The sequence below is a fragment of the Austwickia chelonae NBRC 105200 genome (assembly GCF_000298175.1).
Taxonomy (GTDB): Bacteria; Actinomycetota; Actinomycetes; order Actinomycetales; family Dermatophilaceae; genus Austwickia; species Austwickia chelonae.
Window position 1 is genome coordinate 292,890 of sequence record NZ_BAGZ01000008.1, and the last position, 19,064, is coordinate 311,953.

Below are 19,064 nucleotides of genomic sequence, written 5' to 3' on the forward strand. Positions count from 1 at the left end.
CTCGACTCACCCGTGTGGGGATCGCAACGGTTGCCGCCGTTGCCATGTCGGCAGGTCTGGCCGGGTGCGGGAACATGGACCCGTCCGCAGCGGCCATCGTCGACGGCCACGTCATCAAGGAAGCGGATCTCGCGGCCTTCATCGAGGACGTGAAGCGGATGCCGGGGACCTCGTCCCCGGTCGCCGCCGAGGTCTTGACGCAGTTGATCATCTCCAAAGTCATCGTGACCAATGCTGAAGAGTTGAAGATCACTCCGATTTCGGCTGACACCGTGCGCCAGCAGTTGAAGGAATTCGACCAGGGCGGGCAGAAGATCGAGGGGTGGCACGATTCGACGATCGAGGTGCTCCGTGGGATCCAGATGGCGAATTCCCTGAAGCAGAACCCTGTTCGGCAAGCAGCGATGCAGCGCATGCAGAAGTCGGAGGTCACGGTCAATCCGAAGTACGGCCAATTCGATCGCCAGCGGATCGCCATGGTGCCCTCCACCCCGAACTGGATGAAGACGCCCGATGCCGGTCAGCTTCCGCCCGGCCATCCCACCATGCCTCCGGGGCACCCGGGTGGTGGGCAGCCGGGTGGCGGGCAGCAGCCTCCTGAGCAGGAAGCACCGAAGGAGCCGCCGGCGACCTTGCCCGGGGCCCCTGCCCCGAAGGGAGACGCGCCCAAGGAGGACGCGCCGAAAGGCGGGGCTCCGGCACCGGCAGACAACAAGCCGGCCGAGGGCCAGTGACAACACCGCTTCCCCGTCCTGATCTCTCCGGGATGGGTGAGCTGGTCGAGGTGATGGACCTGTTGCGTGCCCCGGGCGGGTGCCCGTGGGACGCCCGGCAGACTCATCGCTCGCTGGCTCCGTACGCCGTGGAGGAGGCCTACGAGCTCGCTGAGGCCGTTCTCACCTCCGACCGCGGTCATCTTCGGGAGGAACTCGGTGACCTGCTCCTGCAGGTCGTCTTCCACGCTCGAGTGGCCCAGGAAGACGAAAGCGACCCCTTCGATGTCGACGATGTCGCGCGGGGGGTGGTGGCCAAGTTGCGTCGGCGTCACCCGCATGTCTTCGCCGACGGCGACGCCCGCACCCCGGAACAGGTGGAGGCACGCTGGGACGAGCTGAAGGCCGAGGAGAAACCCGAGCGTCGGGACGTCCTGGACGGTATCCCCGTGGGGATGCCTGCATTCGAGCGGGCGACGAAGGTCGTGGCGCGCCTGGACCGAGCCGGTCAGCTGGACCGGGTGCGGGTCCTGGCGCGTGGCGAGGACATCGGGTCACGGATGTTGCAGGTGATCCTGGAGGCGCGGGAATCGGGAGTCGACCCCTCGGCCGCATTGCGGGAGACCTTGCGAGGGCTCGATACGGCGGCCCAACCGACCCCGTAGGTCCCCGGGGCGCGGTCCGGGATCTCCGGCGGCCCGATGGCGAAGGGGCTCAGGATCCGCCTGTGAAGGGTGTCGGAATCCTCCTGGGCGTCCCCATCTGTCCGGTACCTGGGCCGATATGACCGCTGAGCGCGCCCGCCGCGCCGTTCACCCGCCGGGGCCGGTAGGCTCGGACCGGTAGTGATTTGGTCCGTCGCAAGGAGATGTCCGTGGCAAGCATTGAGGCAATTGGCGCCCGCGAGATCCTGGACTCGCGTGGCAACCCGACCGTCGAGGTCGAGGTCGTGCTCGAGGACGGGACGATGGCCCGGGCGGCCGTCCCCAGCGGTGCCTCCACCGGAGCGTTCGAAGCAGTCGAACTGCGCGACGGGGACAAGGGGCGCTATCTCGGCAAGGGCGTCGAGAAGGCCGTCGAGCACGTCATCGAGGACCTGCAGCCGCGTCTGCTCGGCTATGACGCCGCAGACCAGCGTTTGATCGACAGCGAGATGCTGGCTGTCGACGGAACCGACAACAAGGGCTCCATGGGCGCGAACGCGATCCTGGGTGTGTCGTTGGCAGTGGCTCGGGCCGCGGCCGACTCGGCCGGTCTCCCGCTGTACCGCTACGTGGGTGGCCCGAACGCGCACGTCCTGCCGGTCCCGATGATGAACATCCTCAACGGTGGCTCCCACGCCGACTCGAATGTCGACATCCAGGAGTTCATGATCGCCCCCATCGGTGCGGCCTCCTTCAAGGAAGCGCTGCGCATGGGCGCCGAGGTCTACCACGCGCTGAAGAAGGTCCTGCACGACAAGGGCCTGGCCACCGGTCTGGGCGACGAGGGTGGTTTCGCGCCCAACCTGGAGAGCAACCGCGCTGCGCTCGACCTGATCGGTGAGGCCGTCAAGGCAGCCGGGTACGAGTTCGGTAAGGACATCGCGGTGGCCCTGGACGTCGCGGCCTCCGAGTTCTACAAGGACGGCGGGTACGCCTTCGAGGGCGGCACCAAGACCGCTGCCGAGATGATCGACTACTACGCCGAGCTCGTCGAGGCCTACCCGCTGGTGTCCATCGAGGACCCGCTGAACGAGGACGACTGGGACGGCTGGAAGGCCATCACCGAGCGTCTGGGCAGCAAGGTCCAGCTCGTGGGCGACGACCTGTTCGTCACCAACCCCAAGCGTCTCGCCCGGGGCATCGAGTCCGACACCGCGAACGCGCTCCTGGTCAAGGTGAACCAGATCGGTTCGTTGACGGAGACCCTGGACGCGGTGACGATGGCTCAGATCGCCGGTTACAAGTGCATGATGAGCCACCGCTCCGGCGAGACCGAGGACACCACCATCGCCGACCTGGCCGTCGCCACGAACTGCGGCCAGATCAAGACCGGAGCCCCGGCCCGTTCCGAGCGCGTCGCGAAGTACAACCAGCTGCTGCGTATCGAGGAGGACCTCGACGACGCCGCGGTGTACGCGGGCGCATCGGCCTTCCCGCGCTTTAAGGGCGCACAGGGCTGACCCAGGTGGCTGCAGCCAATAGTCGCCCCGGGGGCGCGTCGGGCAAATCCCGACGCGCCCCCGGGGCGCGCCCTGCTTCGTCGCGTCATTCCTCCCCGAGCAGGGGGGAGGGGCCTACTCGTCCGGCCAAGGTCGAACGTCCTCGGGTGAAGGCCGCGCCTCCGGTGGAGGACCACGCCCGTAAGAACACGCCTGAAGCGTTGATCAAGGTGACCGGTCCGACCCGCCGGCTGGCGATGCTCGGTGCGGTGCTGCTCTTCCTGGCCTTGATGCTGATGCCGACCCTGCGTGCTTGGTACGAACAGCGGCACGAACTGGATGCGATGCGTGCGAAGGTGGCCTCTCAGGAGCAGACGGTTCGGGAGCTCACCGAGGAGAAGGGTCGTTGGGAGGACCCGGCATATGTTGAGCAGCAGGCCCGTAAACGGCTGAAGCTCGTCAAGCCGGGCGAGGTCGCCTACACGGTGATCGGGGCGGAGGGCGTCGATGAGACCCGCGAGGGGGAGATCCGTGGATCCCTGGTGGCGCCGGTCCAGGACGAACAGATGTCGTGGTTCTCGAAGATCTGGGCATCGGTGGAGCTGACCGACGGTATCCGCGGTGGGCGCACTCGTCTGGAAGGTGGACGCCCGCCGACGCCCACCTTGAACCCGAGCACCACACCGATGGCGCCTTCCTCACCGAAACAGTCTGTGCCCGGTGCCGGTGGGGACGGTGCCCGTCGTCTGTCGACGGCCCCGAGTACATCGAGGACACCGTCCCCGGTGCCCACCACGAACGGACAGCCGACTGCAGGCGAAGGTCGTTGAACAGGCCGATCCGGTCCGGCGAGAACGAGCAGGGAGAGAAACGAAGATGAGTGCTGCCCTTTACGAGCCGGCCTCGGAGGAAGACCTGAAGGTTGCTGCCGAGCAGCTGGGGCGAGAAGTGCGTGGAGTCGTAGGAGTGGGTCATCGTTGTGTCTGCGGGCGTCCTGACGTCCTGGTCACTTCTCCGCGGCTGCCTGACGGGACGCCCTTCCCGACGATCTTCTACGTCACCTGTCCTCGACTGACGGGGGCCATCTCCACGCTGGAGTCGACCGGTCTGATGAAGGACATGACCGAACGGCTCGCCCAGGACGAGGAGCTGGCGGCTCGCTATGCGGCGGCACACGAGGATTATCTCGCCCGGCGGAGCAGTCTCGGCGATGTGCCGGAGATCGAAGGGATCTCGGCCGGCGGTATGCCGTCTCGAGTGAAATGCCTGCATGTGCTGGTCGGGCACGCCTTGGCTGCAGGTCCTGGGGTCAATCCGTTCGGGGACGAGGCGCTGGCGCTGCTGCCGTCCTGGCGGGAACAGTGCCATTGTCCCGGCGGCGGGGGCGCGGTCGGGGAAACTGCGTGACCAGGGTCGCCGCGATCGACTGCGGCACGAACTCTCTGCGCCTGCTGGTCGCTGATTGTTCGGTGCCTGGGCGGCTGGGGCGTCCTGTGGTGCACGAGTTGCTGCGACGTGCAGAGGTCGTCCGGTTGGGCGAGGGCGTGGATTCGAGCTTTTCGTTGACTCCCCAGGCCATGTCACGGGCCTGGGAGGTGACCGAGGAATACGCTCGTGTGTGTTCCCGGATGGATGTCGAGAAGCTTCATTTCGTGGCGACCTCGGCGGCTCGGGGGGCGGGGAACACCTCAGTTTTCATCCAGGGTGTCGCTGATCGACTCCGGCCCTGGCAGGTGGTGCCGGAGGTCGTCAACGGCCAGACCGAGGCCGCGTTGACCTTCCGGGGGGCGACCTCGGCGGTCGCGGCAGCTGGTTTTCCGGGGGACTACCTGGTCGTGGACCTGGGTGGGGGGTCCACGGAATTCGTCCGGGGGTTCTCCGGGGTGCGCAGGGCCTTGTCGGCGGATATCGGGTGTGTGCGTCTTGCGGAGCGTTATCTCCAGGACGATGCGCCGGGATTGGCTGCGGTCAAGGCGATCCGTGGGGAGACTCAGGTGGTGTTGGATCGGGTGGAGTCCCTGGTGGGTTTCACCGGGGTGCGTACTTTGGTGGGCGCGGCGGGGTCGGTGACGACGATCGCGGCGCATGCCTTGGGCGTCGCCGAGTCGGATATGAGCCGGGTTCATCTGTCACGGATGTCGGTGGAAGACGTGCTCTCGGCCTGTGCGGAGCTGGCGTCGATGACCAGGGAGCAGCGGGCTGCCTTGCCGTATATGCATCCGGGGAGAGTGGATGTGATCGTCTCCGGGGCTCTGGTGTGGGCAGGGATCGTGGAGCGGGTCGGGGAGGCTGCTGGCCTGGATTCTGTGGTCACCAGCGTGCACGACATCCTGGACGGGGTGGTTCATGCTCTGGTGGACGAGGGCCGGAGCGGTGATGAGGGGTTTCCTGCTGGTCGGGGCGCGCCTCGGAGATTCGACCAGGGCGGTCGTGGCGTCGGCTCGGTGACTGGCTAAGCTGGTTGGCGCCCTCGTAGCCCAATTGGCAGAGGCAGGCCACTTAAAATGGCTCGAGTGCGGGTTCGAGTCCCGTCGGGGGCACTTCTCTTGGAAGGCTTTTCGGTTTTTCTTCGGCGTATTCCAGGCCTTATCTCAGTGACCGAACTGTGACCTTTATCAGGGTGGCGAGAGGGAACGTTCGGCGCTTCTGTGACGTTGGTCCCTTCTGAGGAGCGCGAAACGCGCGCGACGACTCGGAGGAACACCTTCCCCATGAGCAACCCTGTCTTCAACCAAGTGAAAAAGCAGGTCGAGGAAAAACGCTACGCCGGTTTCGGGTCTGGGCAGTCCTCCTACGGCCAGCAGACGCAGGGGTACGGCACCCCTGGCGCCGACCAACTCAATGAGATGTACCAGCAGCCTGCTGCCGGCCCTGTGCAGACCGGGCGGGTCACCGTCGACGACGTGATCATGAAGTCGATGACCCTCTTCGGCTTGCTCGCTGTCGCGACAGTCGTCTCCTGGTTCACCATGACCGTCAACCCCGCCATCGGCATGCTGATGTGGATGGTCGGCTTGGTGGGCACCTTGGGCATCGGCATCGCGATGTTTTTCATGAAGTCCGTCAATATTCCACTCATCGTGACCTACGCGGTGCTGGAAGGTCTTTTCGTCGGCGCGATCAGCCGGGTCTTCGAGCGGGCGTTCCCCGGTGTGGTCTCCACTGCTGTGCTGGCGACGCTGTGCGTCTTCGGGGCGATGTTCGTCGGTTGGAAAGCCGGATACATCAAGGTCACAGCCCGCTCGCGTCGCATCGTCGGCATGATCATTATGGGTTACCTCCTCTTCATGGTGATCAACCTGGTCTTCGCTCTGGTCTCCGGTAAGAGCGGCGGCCTGCTCACCTTCGGTTCGCCCCTGAGCATCGGTGTCTCCCTGTTGGTGGTTTGCCTGGCTGCTTACACGCTGGCCGTGGACTTCGAGTCCATCCAGGAAGCGGTCGATGCAGGGATGCCGGAGAAATACTCCTGGCTGCTGGCTCACGGTCTGATGGTCAGCGTGGTCTGGCTGTACCTGGAGCTTTTGCGTCTGATCGCGCAGCTCAGGGATTGACCTTCGCCGTCGTTCTGCGGATGCTGTGCCCATGGCGGCACACCAGGTGGACGACGCGATCAGGGCCGAACTCGAGCGCCTGGGACGATGGTGGCGGACGCTGCCCTTGCCCCAGGCGCTCGTTCGTGTCGCGATACTACGGTCCTACGCCCAGTCCTGCGCGGACGAGTGCGCAGATCTCCTCGGGCGTCCGCAGGAGGAGCTGCCCGATCTCGGGCCGGCGACCCTGTGGGACCAAGTGATGGTGGTCACCTACGACCTCTCCGCGCTGCGAGGAGCAGACGGTCCGGACGCTCTCGCCAAACGGCTCGTCCTTCTTCGGCGGCAGGTCACCGGCCAGGTCGGACAGCGGACTTCCGGAAAATCCGGCGCCGACGAGGACAGGGTGCTTAGCTAAGGCCTGGCCGTTCACCGATATTTTCAACCGCTCTCATTTTGTGAGACGCCAACGCCAGGTTGTGGGATGCGATGGGCAATATGGCCATGGCCGGGGCACCGTGTTCCCGGTTCCGGGACTTCGGTCCATAGGGCTTGGGGAAAGCCGTACACGACGCTGGTCCGGCGTCTGTACCACCCCACTGTCGAAGCAGGCTGACATGAGTACAAAAAAGAAGAACCGCCGGGGGGCTCGTCCCGCGGCGAAAACGGAAGGCGCCGGTGCTGGCTCAGCATCGACCGAGGCAACGGAACGGGACGAGGCAGGCGGTCTCCAACAGGGGCTGACCACGCGTCAGATCTCCATGATCGGGCTGTCCGGCGCTCTGGGCACCGGGCTCTTCCTCGGATCCGGATCGATGATCAAGGCTGCCGGCCCGGGCATCATCGTCTCCTATACCCTCACCGGCCTCCTCGCGCTGATCGTGATCTGGGCGCTCGCCGAGATCACGACCCAGCACCCGGTAGCCGGTGGCTTCGGTGCCTCCGCTCACGCCTATCTGGGGCCCATCGGTGGCTTCGTCGCCCGGTGGAATGTCGCCGTCACCATGTGCATCGCCGTCGGCGCCGAGGTCACCGCTTCGGCGACCTATCTCCAGCGATGGTTCCCGGACCTGAACGCCGGGATAGGCACAGTGATCTGCAGCGTGGTCCTCGTGGTGATCAACCTCGCCACCGTGAAACTGTACGGGGCCAGCGAGTACTGGTTCTCGATCCTCAAGGTCGTCACCGTCATCGTCTTCATCATGCTCGGGACCTTCATGATCTTCGTCGGCCTCCCCGGTCGCCCGGCCGCCGGTCTGGGCAATCTGACCGCACATGGCGGATTCGCCCCTCACGGCATCGGTGGGATCCTGGCAGCGGCAGTGATGGCGATCTTCAGCTTCGGCGGGGCCGAGAACGTCTCGGTCACGGCTGCTGAGTCCAAAGACCCGGTCCATGACATCCCCCACGCGGCCAAAGCCATGATCTTCCGTCTGATCATCTTCTACGTCGGTGCGATCGCGGTCGTCGTGGCACTCGAACCGTGGACGGTGTCGGCCGAAGGCAGCGGCCTCCAGGCCAGCCCCTTCGTCAAGGTCCTCTCCGCCGCCGCGATCCCCGGTGCAGCGGACTTCATGAACCTGGTGCTCATCATCGCGGCCCTCTCCGCCGGAAACGGGTGCCTGTACGCCAGCTCACGGATGCTGCACAGCCTGGGCACCGATGGCATGGCACCGCGCTCCTTCGGCACCACCACCAAGGACGGTTCACCCCGGGTCGCGGTCGCTGCGGCATCCGTAGGAATGGTGGTGGCTTCCGTCCTCGCGCTGTGGCGCCCCGACGACGCCTTTAAGCTGCTCTTCGGCGTCCTGATCTTCGGACTGTGGATGACCTGGCTGCTGACAGTCGTCACCTATCTGGCGTTCAAGAACACCCGTGCCAGGTTCGGCCTTCCCGAATCGCCCGTGCGACTCATCGGAGGGACGAAAATGGCGGTGCTGGGTCTGGTGATCCTGCTTGCCGTCGGTGTCTCCCTGTCCTTCCTGCCGGACTTGGCGATCGCATGGCAGATCGGTGGACCGTACCTTCTGGTACTGCTGCTCGGCTTCTTCTTCGCCGACCAGGCCGGACGCGGCCGACCTGAGGACAGCGTCCTCACCAGGGAGCTCGCCGCGCGTGACCTCAAGGCCAGGAAGACGCATTCCTGAGCCTCCTGCCGGTGAGAACGACCGGTTCATCCCGATGCGACGGGCCTGCCAGGCAGGCCCGTCGCATCGTTTTCTCCACCAACAGATCTGGGTCGTCTACGGGGATGGCTCAACTCGGCGGGCATCCGTCCGATAGGTCGACGTACTGGAGGAGTCCCTCCACTCCGGCGACAGTGCTATCGGACAGCCAACAGGACCACGCGGTCCCTTCTCACGGATGAGACACGCCCATGTCGTACGGAAGCCTGTGGACACCACCTGTCGGGATCCGCCCGGTACCCCCGGTCGTCCCGATCTCCCCGTCGCTGCGGGTCGGCACCCGGATGGACGGGGACGGCCGCGCCCCGGCCGGTTCGAGCCTGCCCACGCCCACCCCCGCGGCGTCCACCCCGCCGGAGTTGCCTCCGCTCTCACCGACCTTCCTGAGGGCCCAGGCTGTCACCGGCCTGTTGGAGACCCGACGTGCAGATCTGGTCGGCGCCGACCGGCAGCTCGCCGCGCCCGCTGCGGCAGCCCACAAGAGCTTGGCCGACGTCTGGCCGGAGGAGAACCGAGACCGTCCTGACGCCCGAGCCGCTGCCACGATGCGGGACACCTCTGCGCAGGATGTCAGCTCCCCGGAAGAGGAACGCCGACTCAGACGTGCCCGCAGGGAAGCCGAGCACCGCGCTGAACTCATTCAACAGCAAGCAGTCGAGGAAGCCTCGCGAGCAGCCCAGGACCGGACCGAAGATGTCAGGGAGCGGAGAGGGCGCACCCGCACCGAACCGGTTGACGACCGCGTCCCGGAGCGGATGTCGGGAAGCTCCTCGACGACCGCTGAGGCCCGGTCGAGAGTCGCTGCGGCGGTCGAGGACGTCCGACGACTGCGGGAGACCGTGGACGACCTGAACGTCTCCGCCCAGGAAGCGCTCGCCCGATCGGTCGCCGAGATCAACGAATTGGCTGGCGCCGTTGCTCAAGTCAACGGACGGATCGCTGAAGCGGGCCGGGGCGGCGGCGAGACGATCCCCGAATTATCCCGGCGCAGGGAACAGCTCGTGGTCGCCTTGGCCCGGTTGACCGGTGCGACGGCTCAACCTTCCGCGGGCGCGGGTGTGGACGTCTTGGTGGACGGACGCCCGCTGGTGACCGGGACCGAGACCTTACCGGTGGTCGAGACCAGAGGGGTCGAGGGCGACCACCGGATCACCCTGGTCGACGGCCGGAATCTCACGATCACCTCCGGTGTGCTCGCGAGCAGACTGGGCACACTGAACCGGATCCTGCCCGGTCTGGCTGCCGGAACCTCTGTCGTCCTGGACCGGCTGGCTGCGCAGGCCCTGGACCCGGCCGGACCGCCGGTTCCCGGTGGAGCCCAGGCATCGGCTCTGCTGTCCGGCTCCCTACGGGAGGTCTCCCGGGCTGCGGAGAGCAGCGCAGCCTACGCTCAGGTCGCTGCCGGGGTGGAAGACCTGGTCTTCCGGCTCTCCCGCGGTGACATCCCGGCCACCGCACGTGGATCGGATCTGGTGCTCGGCGCCCTCACCGAGGAGGACCTGCGTCCGCCACAGTTGATCCCGACGGACACCGTAGGACCCCTGAACTCCTCGTTGAACGGCCTGTGGAATGTGACGCAGGCCCTCGGACAGCCCGGAGCAGTCTCCCCGGCGACCACGGTGTTGAACGGAGCCCCAGGACTGGTCAGCGTGCAGGCCGATCCGCAGGCACCGGCCGGACAAGCCGAGGTCAGGGTCGTCTCCGTGGCTTCGGGCGGTGTCGTGGCCAGCGCACAGAGTTTCCATCCGGACTCCCCTCTGGGCGACGGACGCGAGCGTGTACTGGGCATCGTGGAACAGGTCGGTACCGCGCAGGAACACACCACCCTGGTCGACATCGGCAGCTATCCGACACCCACCGACCTGGTCGCTCTGATCAATCAGGCCAGCCTCGGTGTCCGGGCTTCCTTGGCCCAGTTGGGCGGCGGGACGGTCCAGGTGCGTCTGGAGTCCTTGGCGACCGGTCGGGGGAGAACATCACGATCACCAACGGTAGCCAGCCGCCGAGTGCATCCTCCGTGCTGGGGCGAGTGGTCCGGTTGAACGTGGCCCGGGACACGGTGGTCGAGGTCCGTGCCGAGGGTAAAGCCGCCGAGGTGCATGAGACGGCGGGCAACAGGGTCTCCGAGGTTCTCCCCGGGGTCGACCTCGAGGTGCATCGAGCTGACCAGACGCGGCCGTTCACCGTAGGGGTCCGGCGGGAGACCGGCGGCACCCTGGACAGGGTCGGCGACCTGGTGGATCGGGCTGCCACGATGTTGTCGGCCGCGCGCTCAGCCGGCGCCATGGGAACCGCAGGGAATGTCCTCGGGGCTCTGGGCCTGGACGACCCGACCGGATCATCGCCGGCGGTGACGTCATCGGTCGGCAGCACACTCGCGGCGGCGTCGGCGGCTGCCGATAGTGGTGCGCGGCCGGGGCCGCGGCCTGCTTTCCCCGGGCTCCGTCTCGACCGGGACGGGAACCCGGCGTTGAACCGGGCGGAGCTGTCTGCGGCCTATGACCGTGACCTGGACGGGACCCGCCAACAGGTGACCATGGCTGTCCGGGCTCTCGGCGCGGTAGCTGTTGATCGGGATACTCCGACCTGGGAGGCCTACGCTGCGGCTCGGGCCGCCCAAGGAGGAGAGCGGACTGGGCTGTACGCCCCGCCGGACACCCACCGTTCCGGGAACGACCACAGGCCGACCTTCGACCTGAACCGGCAGGAAAGGGCACTGATCGCGGTCTTGGCCAAGCTCCACGACCAGGGCGAGTGGCTGGGGCAGCAGATGACGTCTCCCGGACGGTGACCCGGCCAGGGGAGTCCTCATCGGCCGGTGAACGGGGCTGCCGTCAGCGTCCACCGATCGGGCAGCTCAACCCGTTGGGGCCGTGCATGCAGTAGCCGTTGGGGTTCTTGTGCAGATATTGCTGGTGGTACTCCTCGGCGAAGTAGAAAGGACCGGCGACGGTCTCGTCCTCGCGCCGATCACCACCTGCCGGCAGCAGTTCTGTCGTGATCGGCTGGGCACTGCCCGTCTCACGCAGGACGGCTCTGAAGGCGTCATATGTCTCCCGGGCAGCTTGCTCCTGTTCCGGTGTCGTCCAGTAGACCGCCGACCGGTACTGCGTCCCGACGTCATGGCCTTGACGCATTCCCTGCGTCGGGTCGTGATTCTCCCAGAAGGCCTTGAGGAGCATCTCCGGTCCGGTGACGGCCGGGTCGTAGGCGACCAGCACGGACTCGGTGTGACCGGTCCGGCCGGTGCACACCTCCTCGTAGGTGGGGTGAGGTGTGTAACCGCCCATGTATCCCACCGCCGTGGTGATCACTCCCGGCCGGGACCACATGATGCGTTCGGCGCCCCAGAAACAGCCGAAGGCCAGATGGAGTACCGCTGCGTCCGTGCCGTCGTCCAGCGTCCACGGCCCTTGCAGGGAGAGACCGGTCACCGCGTTCCGGTCGGGGAGGTCCGGGATCGGGTACGGCCGCCCGGCGAGCGCCGTCCGAGGATCCACCATCGTGTGTGCGCCGAGTCCGAACATGCGGTCAGTCTCACATGCCCCGTTGGCGGCACGCCAGATTCTTGCCCGGCTGTCGAAAGTCGTGTCCGAGTACGACGAGGGGCGCCACCCCTGGCAGGTGACGCCCCTCGTCGACAGTCCGTCCCGGGCTTACCGCACCCGGTCGCCGTGATGTCAGCCCTGGTAGGGCTTCGCCTGGAGGATCTTCACGGTGATCTCTTTGCCATTGGGGGCGGTGTAGGTCGCGTCGTCGCCCGCTTTCTTGCCCATGATGGCCTCACCGAGCGGGGACTTCTCGGAGTACACGTCGATGTCCTCGCCGGAGATCTCGCGGCTGCCCAGCAGGAATCGCATCTCGTCACCGAACATGTCGATGGTCACGACCATGCCCGGTTCGACGATGCCGTCGTCGGGAGGGGTCTCGCCGACGATGGCGTTCTCCAGCAGCTGCGTGAGCTGACGGATGCGGGCCTCCATCTTGCCCTGCTCCTCCTTGGCGGCGTGGTAGCCGCCGTTCTCCCGCAGGTCGCCCTCTTCTCGGGCTGCTTCGATGCGCTTGGAGATCTCGGTGCGTCCCTCGCCGCTGAGGTGTTCGAGCTCTCCTTTGAGGCGGTCGTAAGCCTCTTGGGTCAGATAGCTCGCCGCCGGCGTCGTAGTGTCGGACACGGTCACACTCCTTGTGCGTCGGTGTTGCGTCCAGGGCTCCGGTTCGAATCTCCCGAGCCCGCCGTCCTGTGGCTGACGGGTCACGCCTTCGGCGGTGTGCCGGCGCGTCCACCTCGTCTGCGACGGGACCGGAGTGCCCCTGACGCGAGGGCACCCGGCGGCTGGCGCCGGGTGCGTGGAAGTCATCAACTATACGCTGGGAGGGCGTGTTACGTCAGCTTTTTGCCGCGTCGCCTGCACTTTTCCCGGGATCACCGGTGTCGGTGCCTCGCTACGGGTCAGGTCGTGGGGATCTCGCGACAGTTGCGCAGCCGCCCTCTGAGGGCTTTGGAGGTGGTGGAGACGGTGGTCTCGTAGATGCGCTCCTTCTCGCGCTGCGGCCCGATCTCCACGTCCCGGGAGCCGACGAGCGAGTAGTCCACGGCCTGGGCCTCCACCAGACAGCGCACCGTCATGTCGGTGGGTTTCGTGATGCTGTAGCGGACGACGACGGTGCGTTCGTCCTTCACCTCCCAGTCGACGTCCGCCCAGACCGGTTTGCCGACGGTCGCGGCGAGCCCCCACCAGACCGCTCCCACGGTCATCACGACCAGGCCGAGGGTCGCGACGACCCAGATCTTGGCGCGACCGGGGGCAGGGCGAGGTATCCGCACGTGCTCAGCCTATTCCGGTGAGGGGTATGCACTGTGCGCTTGTCATCCTTCGATTTCGGACGAGGGCGTAGACGCTCGCGGGATCGGGGGCGATGGTCCGCGGCCCTGTCGAGGATGCGGCGGGCGGTTGTAGGAGTCGCCGGAAGGTCAGGGGGCCTATGCTCGACACAGATATGGTGCCGAGAGCTGCGGGGGCCGGTCCGTGCCCGTGTGCGATCGATATTCTTCGGCGCACCACCACATCTGCGAGGCGGTTTCAGGCACTATGGCAGCCGGACGAAAGAGAGCGGTGTGACCCAGCGGACCGAATGGCGCCTCATGGCGGTGCACGCACATCCCGACGACGAATCGAGCAAGGGCGCAGCCACGTCCGCGCGCTATGTCGCGCAAGGTGCCCGGGTCATGGTGGTCTCCTGCACCGGCGGTGAACGTGGCGACGTCTTGAACCCGCGGTTGCAGCACGACGCCGACCTGTTGCGGGACCTCCCCGAGTTCCGACGTCAGGAGATGGCGCGGGCGCAGGAGATCCTGGGGGTGGAGCACACCTGGTTGGGTTTCGTGGACTCGGGTTATCCGGAAGGGGATCCGCTTCCTCCCCTGCCGCACGGGTGTTTCGCTGCCGAGCCCTTGACGGTGACGACCGAGGCCTTGGTGCGGGTGATGAGGGAGTTCCGCCCGCATGTCGTGACGACCTATGACGAGCATGGCGGCTATCCGCATCCGGATCATGTCATGACCCATCTGGTGGGCGTCTCGGCTTTCCGGGCTGCCGGTGATCCGGGGGCCTTCCCCCATGCGGGGGAGCCGTGGCAGCCGCTGAAGTTGTATTACAACCAGACGATCGCCCTGGAGCGGATGCGTGCCTTGCACGAGGCTTTGGAGGGTCTGGGGATGGTGAGTCCGTACGGCGATTGGTTGCGTCGTCGTTCCGGGTTGCCCCGACGCGATGTCACAACGCGAGTAGCCTGCGGAGAGTACTTCGAACAACGCAATGCTGCGCTGATGGCCCATGCGACGCAGATCGACCCGGACGGGTGGTGGTTCGCGGCGCCGCTGGACGTGGAGCGCAGGGTATGGCCTCACGAAGATTTCGAGGCTGCGATCAGCTACGTCGGGATCGCAGTGGGGGAGGACGACCTCTTCGCGGGACTGGGTGATCCGGTCGCTGCCGACGAGTTCGCTGTGCGGATCGCCCGTGAGGTAGCTCGGCCCGTCTACGACGTCGTGAAGGAGGCCTCATGAACGGCGCCAACCAGGCTGTGTCCGGCGGTATCGGTGGTTTCCTGGCGTTCTTCCTCTTGGCTTGCGCTCTGTGGCTGCTGATGATGAACATGAATAAACGCCTGCAGAACGTCAAGTACGACGAGGAGCTGCGTCACCAGCGTGAAGTGGCTCAGGACGAGGAAGGACCAGGAGACGTGGACACGGGGTCGTCGAGACAGGGCGGCAGGTCGGGTACGGACGGTCAGGACGGGGCCCGCGTGGGCAGCGGCGGGTCGAGCCCGGCCGCTCCGTCCGGGAAGTGACACGGGGGAGTCGGTGGGTCTTCGCGGGTTGTTGTACGCCTCTTACGAGAGGCGGTTGGCGGCGGGTCTGCGGCCGGAGCGGGTTCCGCGGCATGTGGGAGTGATGCTCGACGGCAACCGTCGGTGGGCGAGGGAGAAGGGTGCTGACACGGCGCAGGGCCATCAGGCCGGCGCGGACAACATTCTTCCTTTTCTCACCTGGAGCGAGGAGGTCGGCGTCGAGGTCGTCACCTTGTGGTTGTTGTCGACGGACAATCTTGCCCGGCCTGAGGTGGAATTGCGTCCGTTGTTGGGCATCATCGAGCGGGTCGTCGCCGATCTGTGTGCGACGGGTCGGTGGCGGGTCAATATCGTGGGTGCCACACGTCTGCTCCCTGCGGAGACCGCCGCCAGGTTGGGGGAGTGCGCGGCGATGACCGCTGCGGTGGAGGGGCTGGTGGTGAATGTCGCGGTGGGTTACGGCGGGCGTCATGAGATCACCGACGCGGTGCGTTCGCTGCTTCGTCAGGCGGAGCAGGAAGGGCGCACCTTGGCTGAGGTGGCCGAGACACTGGACGTCACCGATATCGCGGACCACTTGTACACTAAAGGTCAGCCCGATCCGGACTTGGTGATTCGCACGTCGGGAGAACAACGTATCGGCGGTTTCCTGTTGTGGCAGAGCACGCACAGCGAGCTTTATTTCTGTGAGGCTTTCTGGCCGGACTTCCGTCGGGTGGACTACTTACGGGCGTTGCGGTCGTTCGCGGATCGGGAGCGGCGCTTCGGAACCTGAAGAATTGACAGGTGCCGACCGGTGACGTCATGGGGGTCGTCGTCGGCTCGGCTCATGCCGATGATGAGCAGTGCTCGGGGACGGAGGACAACAGTCGTGCGTGACGTGGGTATCAGGGCGTTTCGGAGACCACGTCCCGATCTCGGCCAGTTGTGGTCGAAGCTGCGGCGGGACGTGGCGGAGGCCTGGGCACTGCCTCTGGTCCGGCGCGGGTTCCTGTCGATGCTGTTGATCGCTTCCGGGTCTTTGACTCCGGCTTTCCTGCCGTTGGACCAGTACAGTTCCAGCCGGAGCGCCTGGATCGTCGAGTTGTTGCACCTGCAGTGGTTGCAGCACGGTCCGGGGCGTTTTGCTGCGACGGTGGTGCTCTCCGCAGGGGTGATCCTCTTGTTGGACACCTGGTTGCGTCTGCGTCCTGTTGCCGGGAGCAAGACGGCGCCGGCGATCACCTGGGCCATCTGGTCGGTTCCGGTGCTGTTGTGTCCACCGTTGTTCAGCCGGGATGCGTACAGCTACGCGGCGCAGGGTTTGGTCGTCATGCGTGGCATCGACCCCTATCAGTCCGGGCCGATCGCGGTTCCCGGTCCTTTCGGTGACCAGGTCGATCCGATGTGGTTCGGCACTCCTGCGCCTTACGGCCCGCTGGCGTTGCAGCTTCAGCACCTGATCGTGGCTCTGGTGGGCAATAACGCCTATGTGGCTGCGGTGATGATGCGTGTTCCTGCGCTGCTGTCGATGGCCTTGGTGGCCTACGCCTTGCCGAGGCTGGCCGGCCGGGTGGGGGTGAACCGTCAGCAGGCGATCTGGCTGGCGGTGCTCAACCCGTTGGTGATGCTGCACATCGTGGGCGGCATGCACAATGACGCGATGATGATCGCCTTGACGGTGGTGGCCCTGCTGCTGGCCAGCCAGGGGCATCTGGTCCTGGGGTGTGTCACCTTGGCTGCGGCTGCAGGTTTCAAGCAGACCGCTTTGATGGCCATCATCGGGGTCGTCGCCTTGGCGATTCGGTACCGGCAGGGCGAGGTGAAGCAGAAGCCTTATGTCATTGGGTTGTTCGTCGGCAGTGTGATCTGGATGATCTCCTTCGAGCTGATGACCTTGGCGACCGGTCTGGGTTGGGGGTGGATCCCGAACTTGACCGTCCCTGCGTCGATCCGTTCGCTGCTCTCCCCGCCTACGTTGGTGGGGAGTATCTTCGAGGGAATCTTCTATCTGATGGGTCTGCCGAAGCTGGTCCAGATGGTGCCGGTTCCCTTGATGCAGAGCATCGGGATGGTGAGTTTCGCTGCGGTGGCGTTCTGGCTGACCTGGAGTTTGGCGCCTCGCCGGCCGATCATGGCCTCAGCGTTGGCCCTGATCATCTTCTGTCTGTGTGGGCCGGTGATCCACCCCTGGTACATGTTGTGGGGCGGGACGTTGTTGGCGGCTACACGGATGGACCGGTGGACCTTCAAGGCTGCGGTCTACGTCTCCTTGTTCCTGTGCACCTACTCGATGATCGATGCTGCTTTCAGCAATGACCGTTCAGCCCTGATCGTCTCGGCGTTGGCCCTGGTCATCTGGAGCGTTCAGGGCATGTTCCGTGGCCCGCAGCGGGCGGCCTCGGACGAACCCAGCGGCCTGTTGGGCCCGAGCCCGTGGGCGGTGGCCCCGTTGAACGACATGTCGGCGGTGGAGTCTTCTGCGGAACAGAAGGGTTCCGCCGAGATGAGCGCCTCGCCTCCTTCTCCCCGCCACCCGACGTCGTCGAGCTGAACTGTTCCGGCGCCGGATGGACGTGGGTGGCCGCGAGATGAATTCCGTGAGACCAGCCGGCGACCGACCTGCGTGATCTGCCTGCGGACCGATCGGTCTCCTTAGGGTGGGAGGGATCTGTCCGTCCCCGGCACCGGTTTACGGGTGCTGGCCCACTCTGCACGTCGAGGAGCTCATTCATGGAGTCCTCCGGGAACACTCGAGGTCGGTTGACCTACGTTCTGGACACCTCGGTCCTGCTCTCCGATCCGCGGGCGATGTTGCGCTTCGCCGAACACGACGTGGTTCTTCCCGTGCTGGTGATCGTGGAGCTGGAAGCGAAACGACACGACCCTGAGCTCGGGTATTTCGCACGCCAGGCTCTTCGTCTTCTGGACGATCTGAGGGTGCGACATGGTCATCTCGACCAGCCGGTACCGGTGGGGGAGTGCGGGGGGACGGTACACGTGGAGCTGAACCGTCAGAACAAGGAGCATCTGCCCTACGGCCTGCGATCGGAGGACAACGACAGCCGGATCCTGGCAGTGGCTCGTAACCTGGCGATGGACGGCCGTTCGGTGGTGGTGGTCAGCAAGGATCTGCCGATGCGGATCAAGGCGTCGGCGATGGGTCTGGACGCCCAGGAGTACCGGGCCGAGTTGGTGGCCGATTCGGGATGGACGGGGCTGGTCGAGCTCGAGGTCGATCCGGAGGAGATCGATCTCCTGTACGAGACGGGCCGGGCGGTGTTGTCCTTGCCGGAGGTGTTGCCGGTGAATACGGGGCTGGTGTTGTCCGCACCGCGTACGCATGCTTTGGGGCGGGTGATGGCGGACGGGTCGGTGCGTCTGGTCCGCGGTGAACGGGATGTGTTCGGTCTTCAGGGCCGGAGTGCGGAGCAGCGGATCGCAGTGGATCTTCTCCTGGACCCGGACATCGGGATCATGAGCCTGGGGGGACGAGCCGGTACGGGCAAGAGCGCCTTGGCCTTGTGCGCGGGGCTGGAGGCGGTGTTGGAGCGACGCCAGCATCGCAAGGTGGTCGTCTTCCGTCCGTTGTATGCGGTAGGAGGACAGGAGCTCGGTTATCTGCCGGGAGGCGAGGGCGAGAAGATGGGTCCTTGGGCTCAGGCCGTCTTCGACACCTTGTCCGCCGTGGTGAGCAACGAGGTCGTGGAGGAGGTGCTGGACCGGGGGTTGTTGGAAGTACTGCCGTTGACCTATATCCGGGGGCGCTCGCTGCACGATGCCTTCGTGGTGGTCGATGAGGCCCAGTCCTTGGAGCGGAACGTTCTGCTGACCGTTCTGTCCCGGATCGGGCAGAATTCCCGGGTGGTGTTGACCCATGACGTGGCGCAGCGGGACAACTTGCGTGTGGGGCGGCACGACGGTGTCGCCGCGGTGATCGAGAAGCTCAAGGGGAACGCTCTTTTCGCGCACGTCACCTTGTCCCGGAGCGAACGTAGCCCGATCGCCGCTTTGGTGACTCGGCTGTTGGAGGGCGGAGAGATCTGATATCACGCCGCTCAGATATCGAGACGATAACGGGAAAGGACTTTGTCGATCGTTCGACCTAGTGCAGGCTAGGGCAAGGTATCGATCCGATAAAGGTTATGTGAATCACTGGTCG

The 19,064-nt window shown here is 65.9% G+C and carries 20 protein-coding genes and 1 tRNA gene; 18 read left to right on the forward strand and 3 right to left on the reverse strand.

The window, feature by feature from the left end; all coding sequences use genetic code 11:
- The first annotated feature begins 14 nt into the window (after nucleotides 1-14).
- The 12 genes from AUCHE_RS07940 (at nucleotide 15) to AUCHE_RS07995 (ending at nucleotide 11,363) form a co-directional block, all read left to right on the forward strand.
- A complete protein-coding gene (locus tag AUCHE_RS07940; protein ID WP_217994359.1) occupies nucleotides 15-734 on the forward strand; it encodes a hypothetical protein in 720 nt (239 codons plus the stop codon).
- Nucleotides 731-1,378, forward strand: coding sequence for a MazG family protein (locus AUCHE_RS07945; RefSeq protein ID WP_245706782.1), 648 nt, complete (start codon nucleotides 731-733; stop codon nucleotides 1,376-1,378). Before AUCHE_RS07940 ends, AUCHE_RS07945 begins: the two co-directional genes overlap by 4 nt.
- 209 nt (nucleotides 1,379-1,587) lie before the next feature.
- The gene (gene eno / locus AUCHE_RS07950; RefSeq protein WP_006502768.1) at nucleotides 1,588-2,877 is read left to right on the forward strand and encodes a phosphopyruvate hydratase; all 1,290 of its coding nucleotides are present in this window, start codon (nucleotides 1,588-1,590) and stop codon (nucleotides 2,875-2,877) included.
- Nucleotides 2,878-3,023: 146 nt separating this feature from the next.
- Nucleotides 3,024-3,686 (forward strand): FtsB family cell division protein, encoded by a 663-nt coding sequence (locus AUCHE_RS15625; protein WP_006502769.1) that lies wholly within the window; start codon nucleotides 3,024-3,026, stop codon nucleotides 3,684-3,686.
- 46 nt (nucleotides 3,687-3,732) lie between these two features.
- Complete coding sequence (locus tag AUCHE_RS07960) at nucleotides 3,733-4,263, forward strand: DUF501 domain-containing protein (RefSeq protein ID WP_006502770.1); 531 nt, start codon at nucleotides 3,733-3,735, stop codon at nucleotides 4,261-4,263.
- Nucleotides 4,260-5,312 (forward strand): Ppx/GppA phosphatase family protein, encoded by a 1,053-nt coding sequence (locus tag AUCHE_RS07965; RefSeq protein WP_006502771.1) that lies wholly within the window; start codon nucleotides 4,260-4,262, stop codon nucleotides 5,310-5,312. Before AUCHE_RS07960 ends, AUCHE_RS07965 begins: the two co-directional genes overlap by 4 nt.
- Nucleotides 5,313-5,322: 10 nt before the next feature.
- A tRNA-Leu gene (locus tag AUCHE_RS07970) sits at nucleotides 5,323-5,396 on the forward strand.
- 171 nt (nucleotides 5,397-5,567) lie between these two features.
- On the forward strand, nucleotides 5,568-6,407 hold the full coding sequence (locus tag AUCHE_RS07975; RefSeq protein WP_006502772.1) for a Bax inhibitor-1/YccA family protein: 840 nt from the start codon (nucleotides 5,568-5,570) through the stop codon (nucleotides 6,405-6,407).
- A 31-nt stretch (nucleotides 6,408-6,438) separates the two neighbouring features.
- Nucleotides 6,439-6,804, forward strand: a complete 366-nt coding sequence (locus AUCHE_RS07980; RefSeq protein WP_006502773.1) for a hypothetical protein — start codon at nucleotides 6,439-6,441, stop codon at nucleotides 6,802-6,804.
- A 199-nt stretch (nucleotides 6,805-7,003) separates the two neighbouring features.
- On the forward strand, nucleotides 7,004-8,533 hold the full coding sequence (locus AUCHE_RS07985; RefSeq protein ID WP_006502774.1) for an amino acid permease: 1,530 nt from the start codon (nucleotides 7,004-7,006) through the stop codon (nucleotides 8,531-8,533).
- A 230-nt stretch (nucleotides 8,534-8,763) separates the two neighbouring features.
- On the forward strand, nucleotides 8,764-10,614 hold the full coding sequence (locus AUCHE_RS07990; protein ID WP_006502775.1) for a FlgK family flagellar hook-associated protein: 1,851 nt from the start codon (nucleotides 8,764-8,766) through the stop codon (nucleotides 10,612-10,614).
- Nucleotides 10,611-11,363: a hypothetical protein gene (locus AUCHE_RS07995; RefSeq protein WP_162137233.1), complete on the forward strand. Its 753-nt coding sequence runs from the start codon at nucleotides 10,611-10,613 to the stop codon at nucleotides 11,361-11,363. Before AUCHE_RS07990 ends, AUCHE_RS07995 begins: the two co-directional genes overlap by 4 nt.
- 43 nt (nucleotides 11,364-11,406) lie before the next feature.
- Here AUCHE_RS07995 and msrA read toward each other — a convergent pair whose 3' ends face one another.
- The gene (gene msrA / locus AUCHE_RS08000; RefSeq protein ID WP_006502777.1) at nucleotides 11,407-12,099 is read right to left on the reverse strand and encodes a peptide-methionine (S)-S-oxide reductase MsrA; all 693 of its coding nucleotides are present in this window, start codon (nucleotides 12,097-12,099) and stop codon (nucleotides 11,407-11,409) included.
- On the opposite strand from msrA, the gene AUCHE_RS16595 reads away from it, so the two are divergent.
- Nucleotides 12,098-12,250 (forward strand): hypothetical protein, encoded by a 153-nt coding sequence (locus tag AUCHE_RS16595; protein ID WP_155889046.1) that lies wholly within the window; start codon nucleotides 12,098-12,100, stop codon nucleotides 12,248-12,250. The genes msrA and AUCHE_RS16595 overlap by 2 nt on opposite strands.
- Before the next feature lie 2 nt (nucleotides 12,251-12,252).
- On the opposite strand, the gene greA is transcribed toward AUCHE_RS16595, so the two are convergent.
- Both greA and AUCHE_RS08010 read right to left on the reverse strand, forming a co-directional pair.
- Nucleotides 12,253-12,744 (reverse strand): transcription elongation factor GreA, encoded by a 492-nt coding sequence (gene greA / locus AUCHE_RS08005; protein ID WP_006502778.1) that lies wholly within the window; start codon nucleotides 12,742-12,744, stop codon nucleotides 12,253-12,255.
- 278 nt (nucleotides 12,745-13,022) lie between these two features.
- Nucleotides 13,023-13,397, reverse strand: coding sequence for a DUF4307 domain-containing protein (locus AUCHE_RS08010; RefSeq protein ID WP_006502779.1), 375 nt, complete (start codon nucleotides 13,395-13,397; stop codon nucleotides 13,023-13,025).
- Nucleotides 13,398-13,715: 318 nt separating this feature from the next.
- Here AUCHE_RS08010 and mca point away from each other — a divergent pair, with 318 nt between their 5' ends.
- The 5 genes from mca to AUCHE_RS08035 all read left to right on the forward strand — a co-directional run bounded on the left by mca (nucleotide 13,716) and on the right by AUCHE_RS08035 (nucleotide 18,949).
- Nucleotides 13,716-14,639 carry a mycothiol conjugate amidase Mca gene (gene mca / locus AUCHE_RS08015; RefSeq protein WP_040321983.1) on the forward strand — a complete coding sequence of 308 codons (924 nt, stop codon included), beginning with the start codon at nucleotides 13,716-13,718 and terminating at the stop codon, nucleotides 14,637-14,639.
- A complete protein-coding gene (locus tag AUCHE_RS08020) occupies nucleotides 14,636-14,923 on the forward strand; it encodes a hypothetical protein (RefSeq protein WP_006502781.1) in 288 nt (95 codons plus the stop codon). The genes mca and AUCHE_RS08020 overlap by 4 nt, the downstream gene beginning before the upstream one ends.
- 13 nt (nucleotides 14,924-14,936) lie before the next feature.
- Nucleotides 14,937-15,698: an isoprenyl transferase gene (locus AUCHE_RS08025; RefSeq protein WP_006502782.1), complete on the forward strand. Its 762-nt coding sequence runs from the start codon at nucleotides 14,937-14,939 to the stop codon at nucleotides 15,696-15,698.
- 96 nt (nucleotides 15,699-15,794) lie between these two features.
- Nucleotides 15,795-17,456, forward strand: coding sequence for a polyprenol phosphomannose-dependent alpha 1,6 mannosyltransferase MptB (gene mptB, locus AUCHE_RS08030; RefSeq protein WP_143114784.1), 1,662 nt, complete (start codon nucleotides 15,795-15,797; stop codon nucleotides 17,454-17,456).
- 179 nt (nucleotides 17,457-17,635) lie between these two features.
- Nucleotides 17,636-18,949: a PhoH family protein gene (locus AUCHE_RS08035; protein ID WP_006502784.1), complete on the forward strand. Its 1,314-nt coding sequence runs from the start codon at nucleotides 17,636-17,638 to the stop codon at nucleotides 18,947-18,949.
- Nucleotides 18,950-19,064: the final 115 nt, after the last annotated feature.

Bases quoted from the DNA above. Each gene is read 5' to 3' on its own strand.
- AUCHE_RS07960 (WP_006502770.1), top strand. From the start codon at position 3,733: ATGAGTGCTGCCCTTTACGAGCCGGCCTCGGAGGAAGACCTGAAGGTT.
- AUCHE_RS07975 (WP_006502772.1), top strand. From the start codon at position 5,568: ATGAGCAACCCTGTCTTCAACCAAGTGAAAAAGCAGGTCGAGGAAAAA.
- AUCHE_RS07980 (WP_006502773.1), top strand. From the start codon at position 6,439: ATGGCGGCACACCAGGTGGACGACGCGATCAGGGCCGAACTCGAGCGC.
- AUCHE_RS07985 (WP_006502774.1), top strand. From the start codon at position 7,004: ATGAGTACAAAAAAGAAGAACCGCCGGGGGGCTCGTCCCGCGGCGAAA.
- AUCHE_RS07990 (WP_006502775.1), top strand. From the start codon at position 8,764: ATGTCGTACGGAAGCCTGTGGACACCACCTGTCGGGATCCGCCCGGTA.
- AUCHE_RS16595 (WP_155889046.1), top strand. From the start codon at position 12,098: ATGCGGTCAGTCTCACATGCCCCGTTGGCGGCACGCCAGATTCTTGCC.
- msrA (WP_006502777.1), bottom strand. From the start codon at position 12,099: ATGTTCGGACTCGGCGCACACACGATGGTGGATCCTCGGACGGCGCTC.
- mca (WP_040321983.1), top strand. From the start codon at position 13,716: ATGGCGGTGCACGCACATCCCGACGACGAATCGAGCAAGGGCGCAGCC.
- AUCHE_RS08020 (WP_006502781.1), top strand. From the start codon at position 14,636: ATGAACGGCGCCAACCAGGCTGTGTCCGGCGGTATCGGTGGTTTCCTG.
- AUCHE_RS08035 (WP_006502784.1), top strand. From the start codon at position 17,636: ATGGAGTCCTCCGGGAACACTCGAGGTCGGTTGACCTACGTTCTGGAC.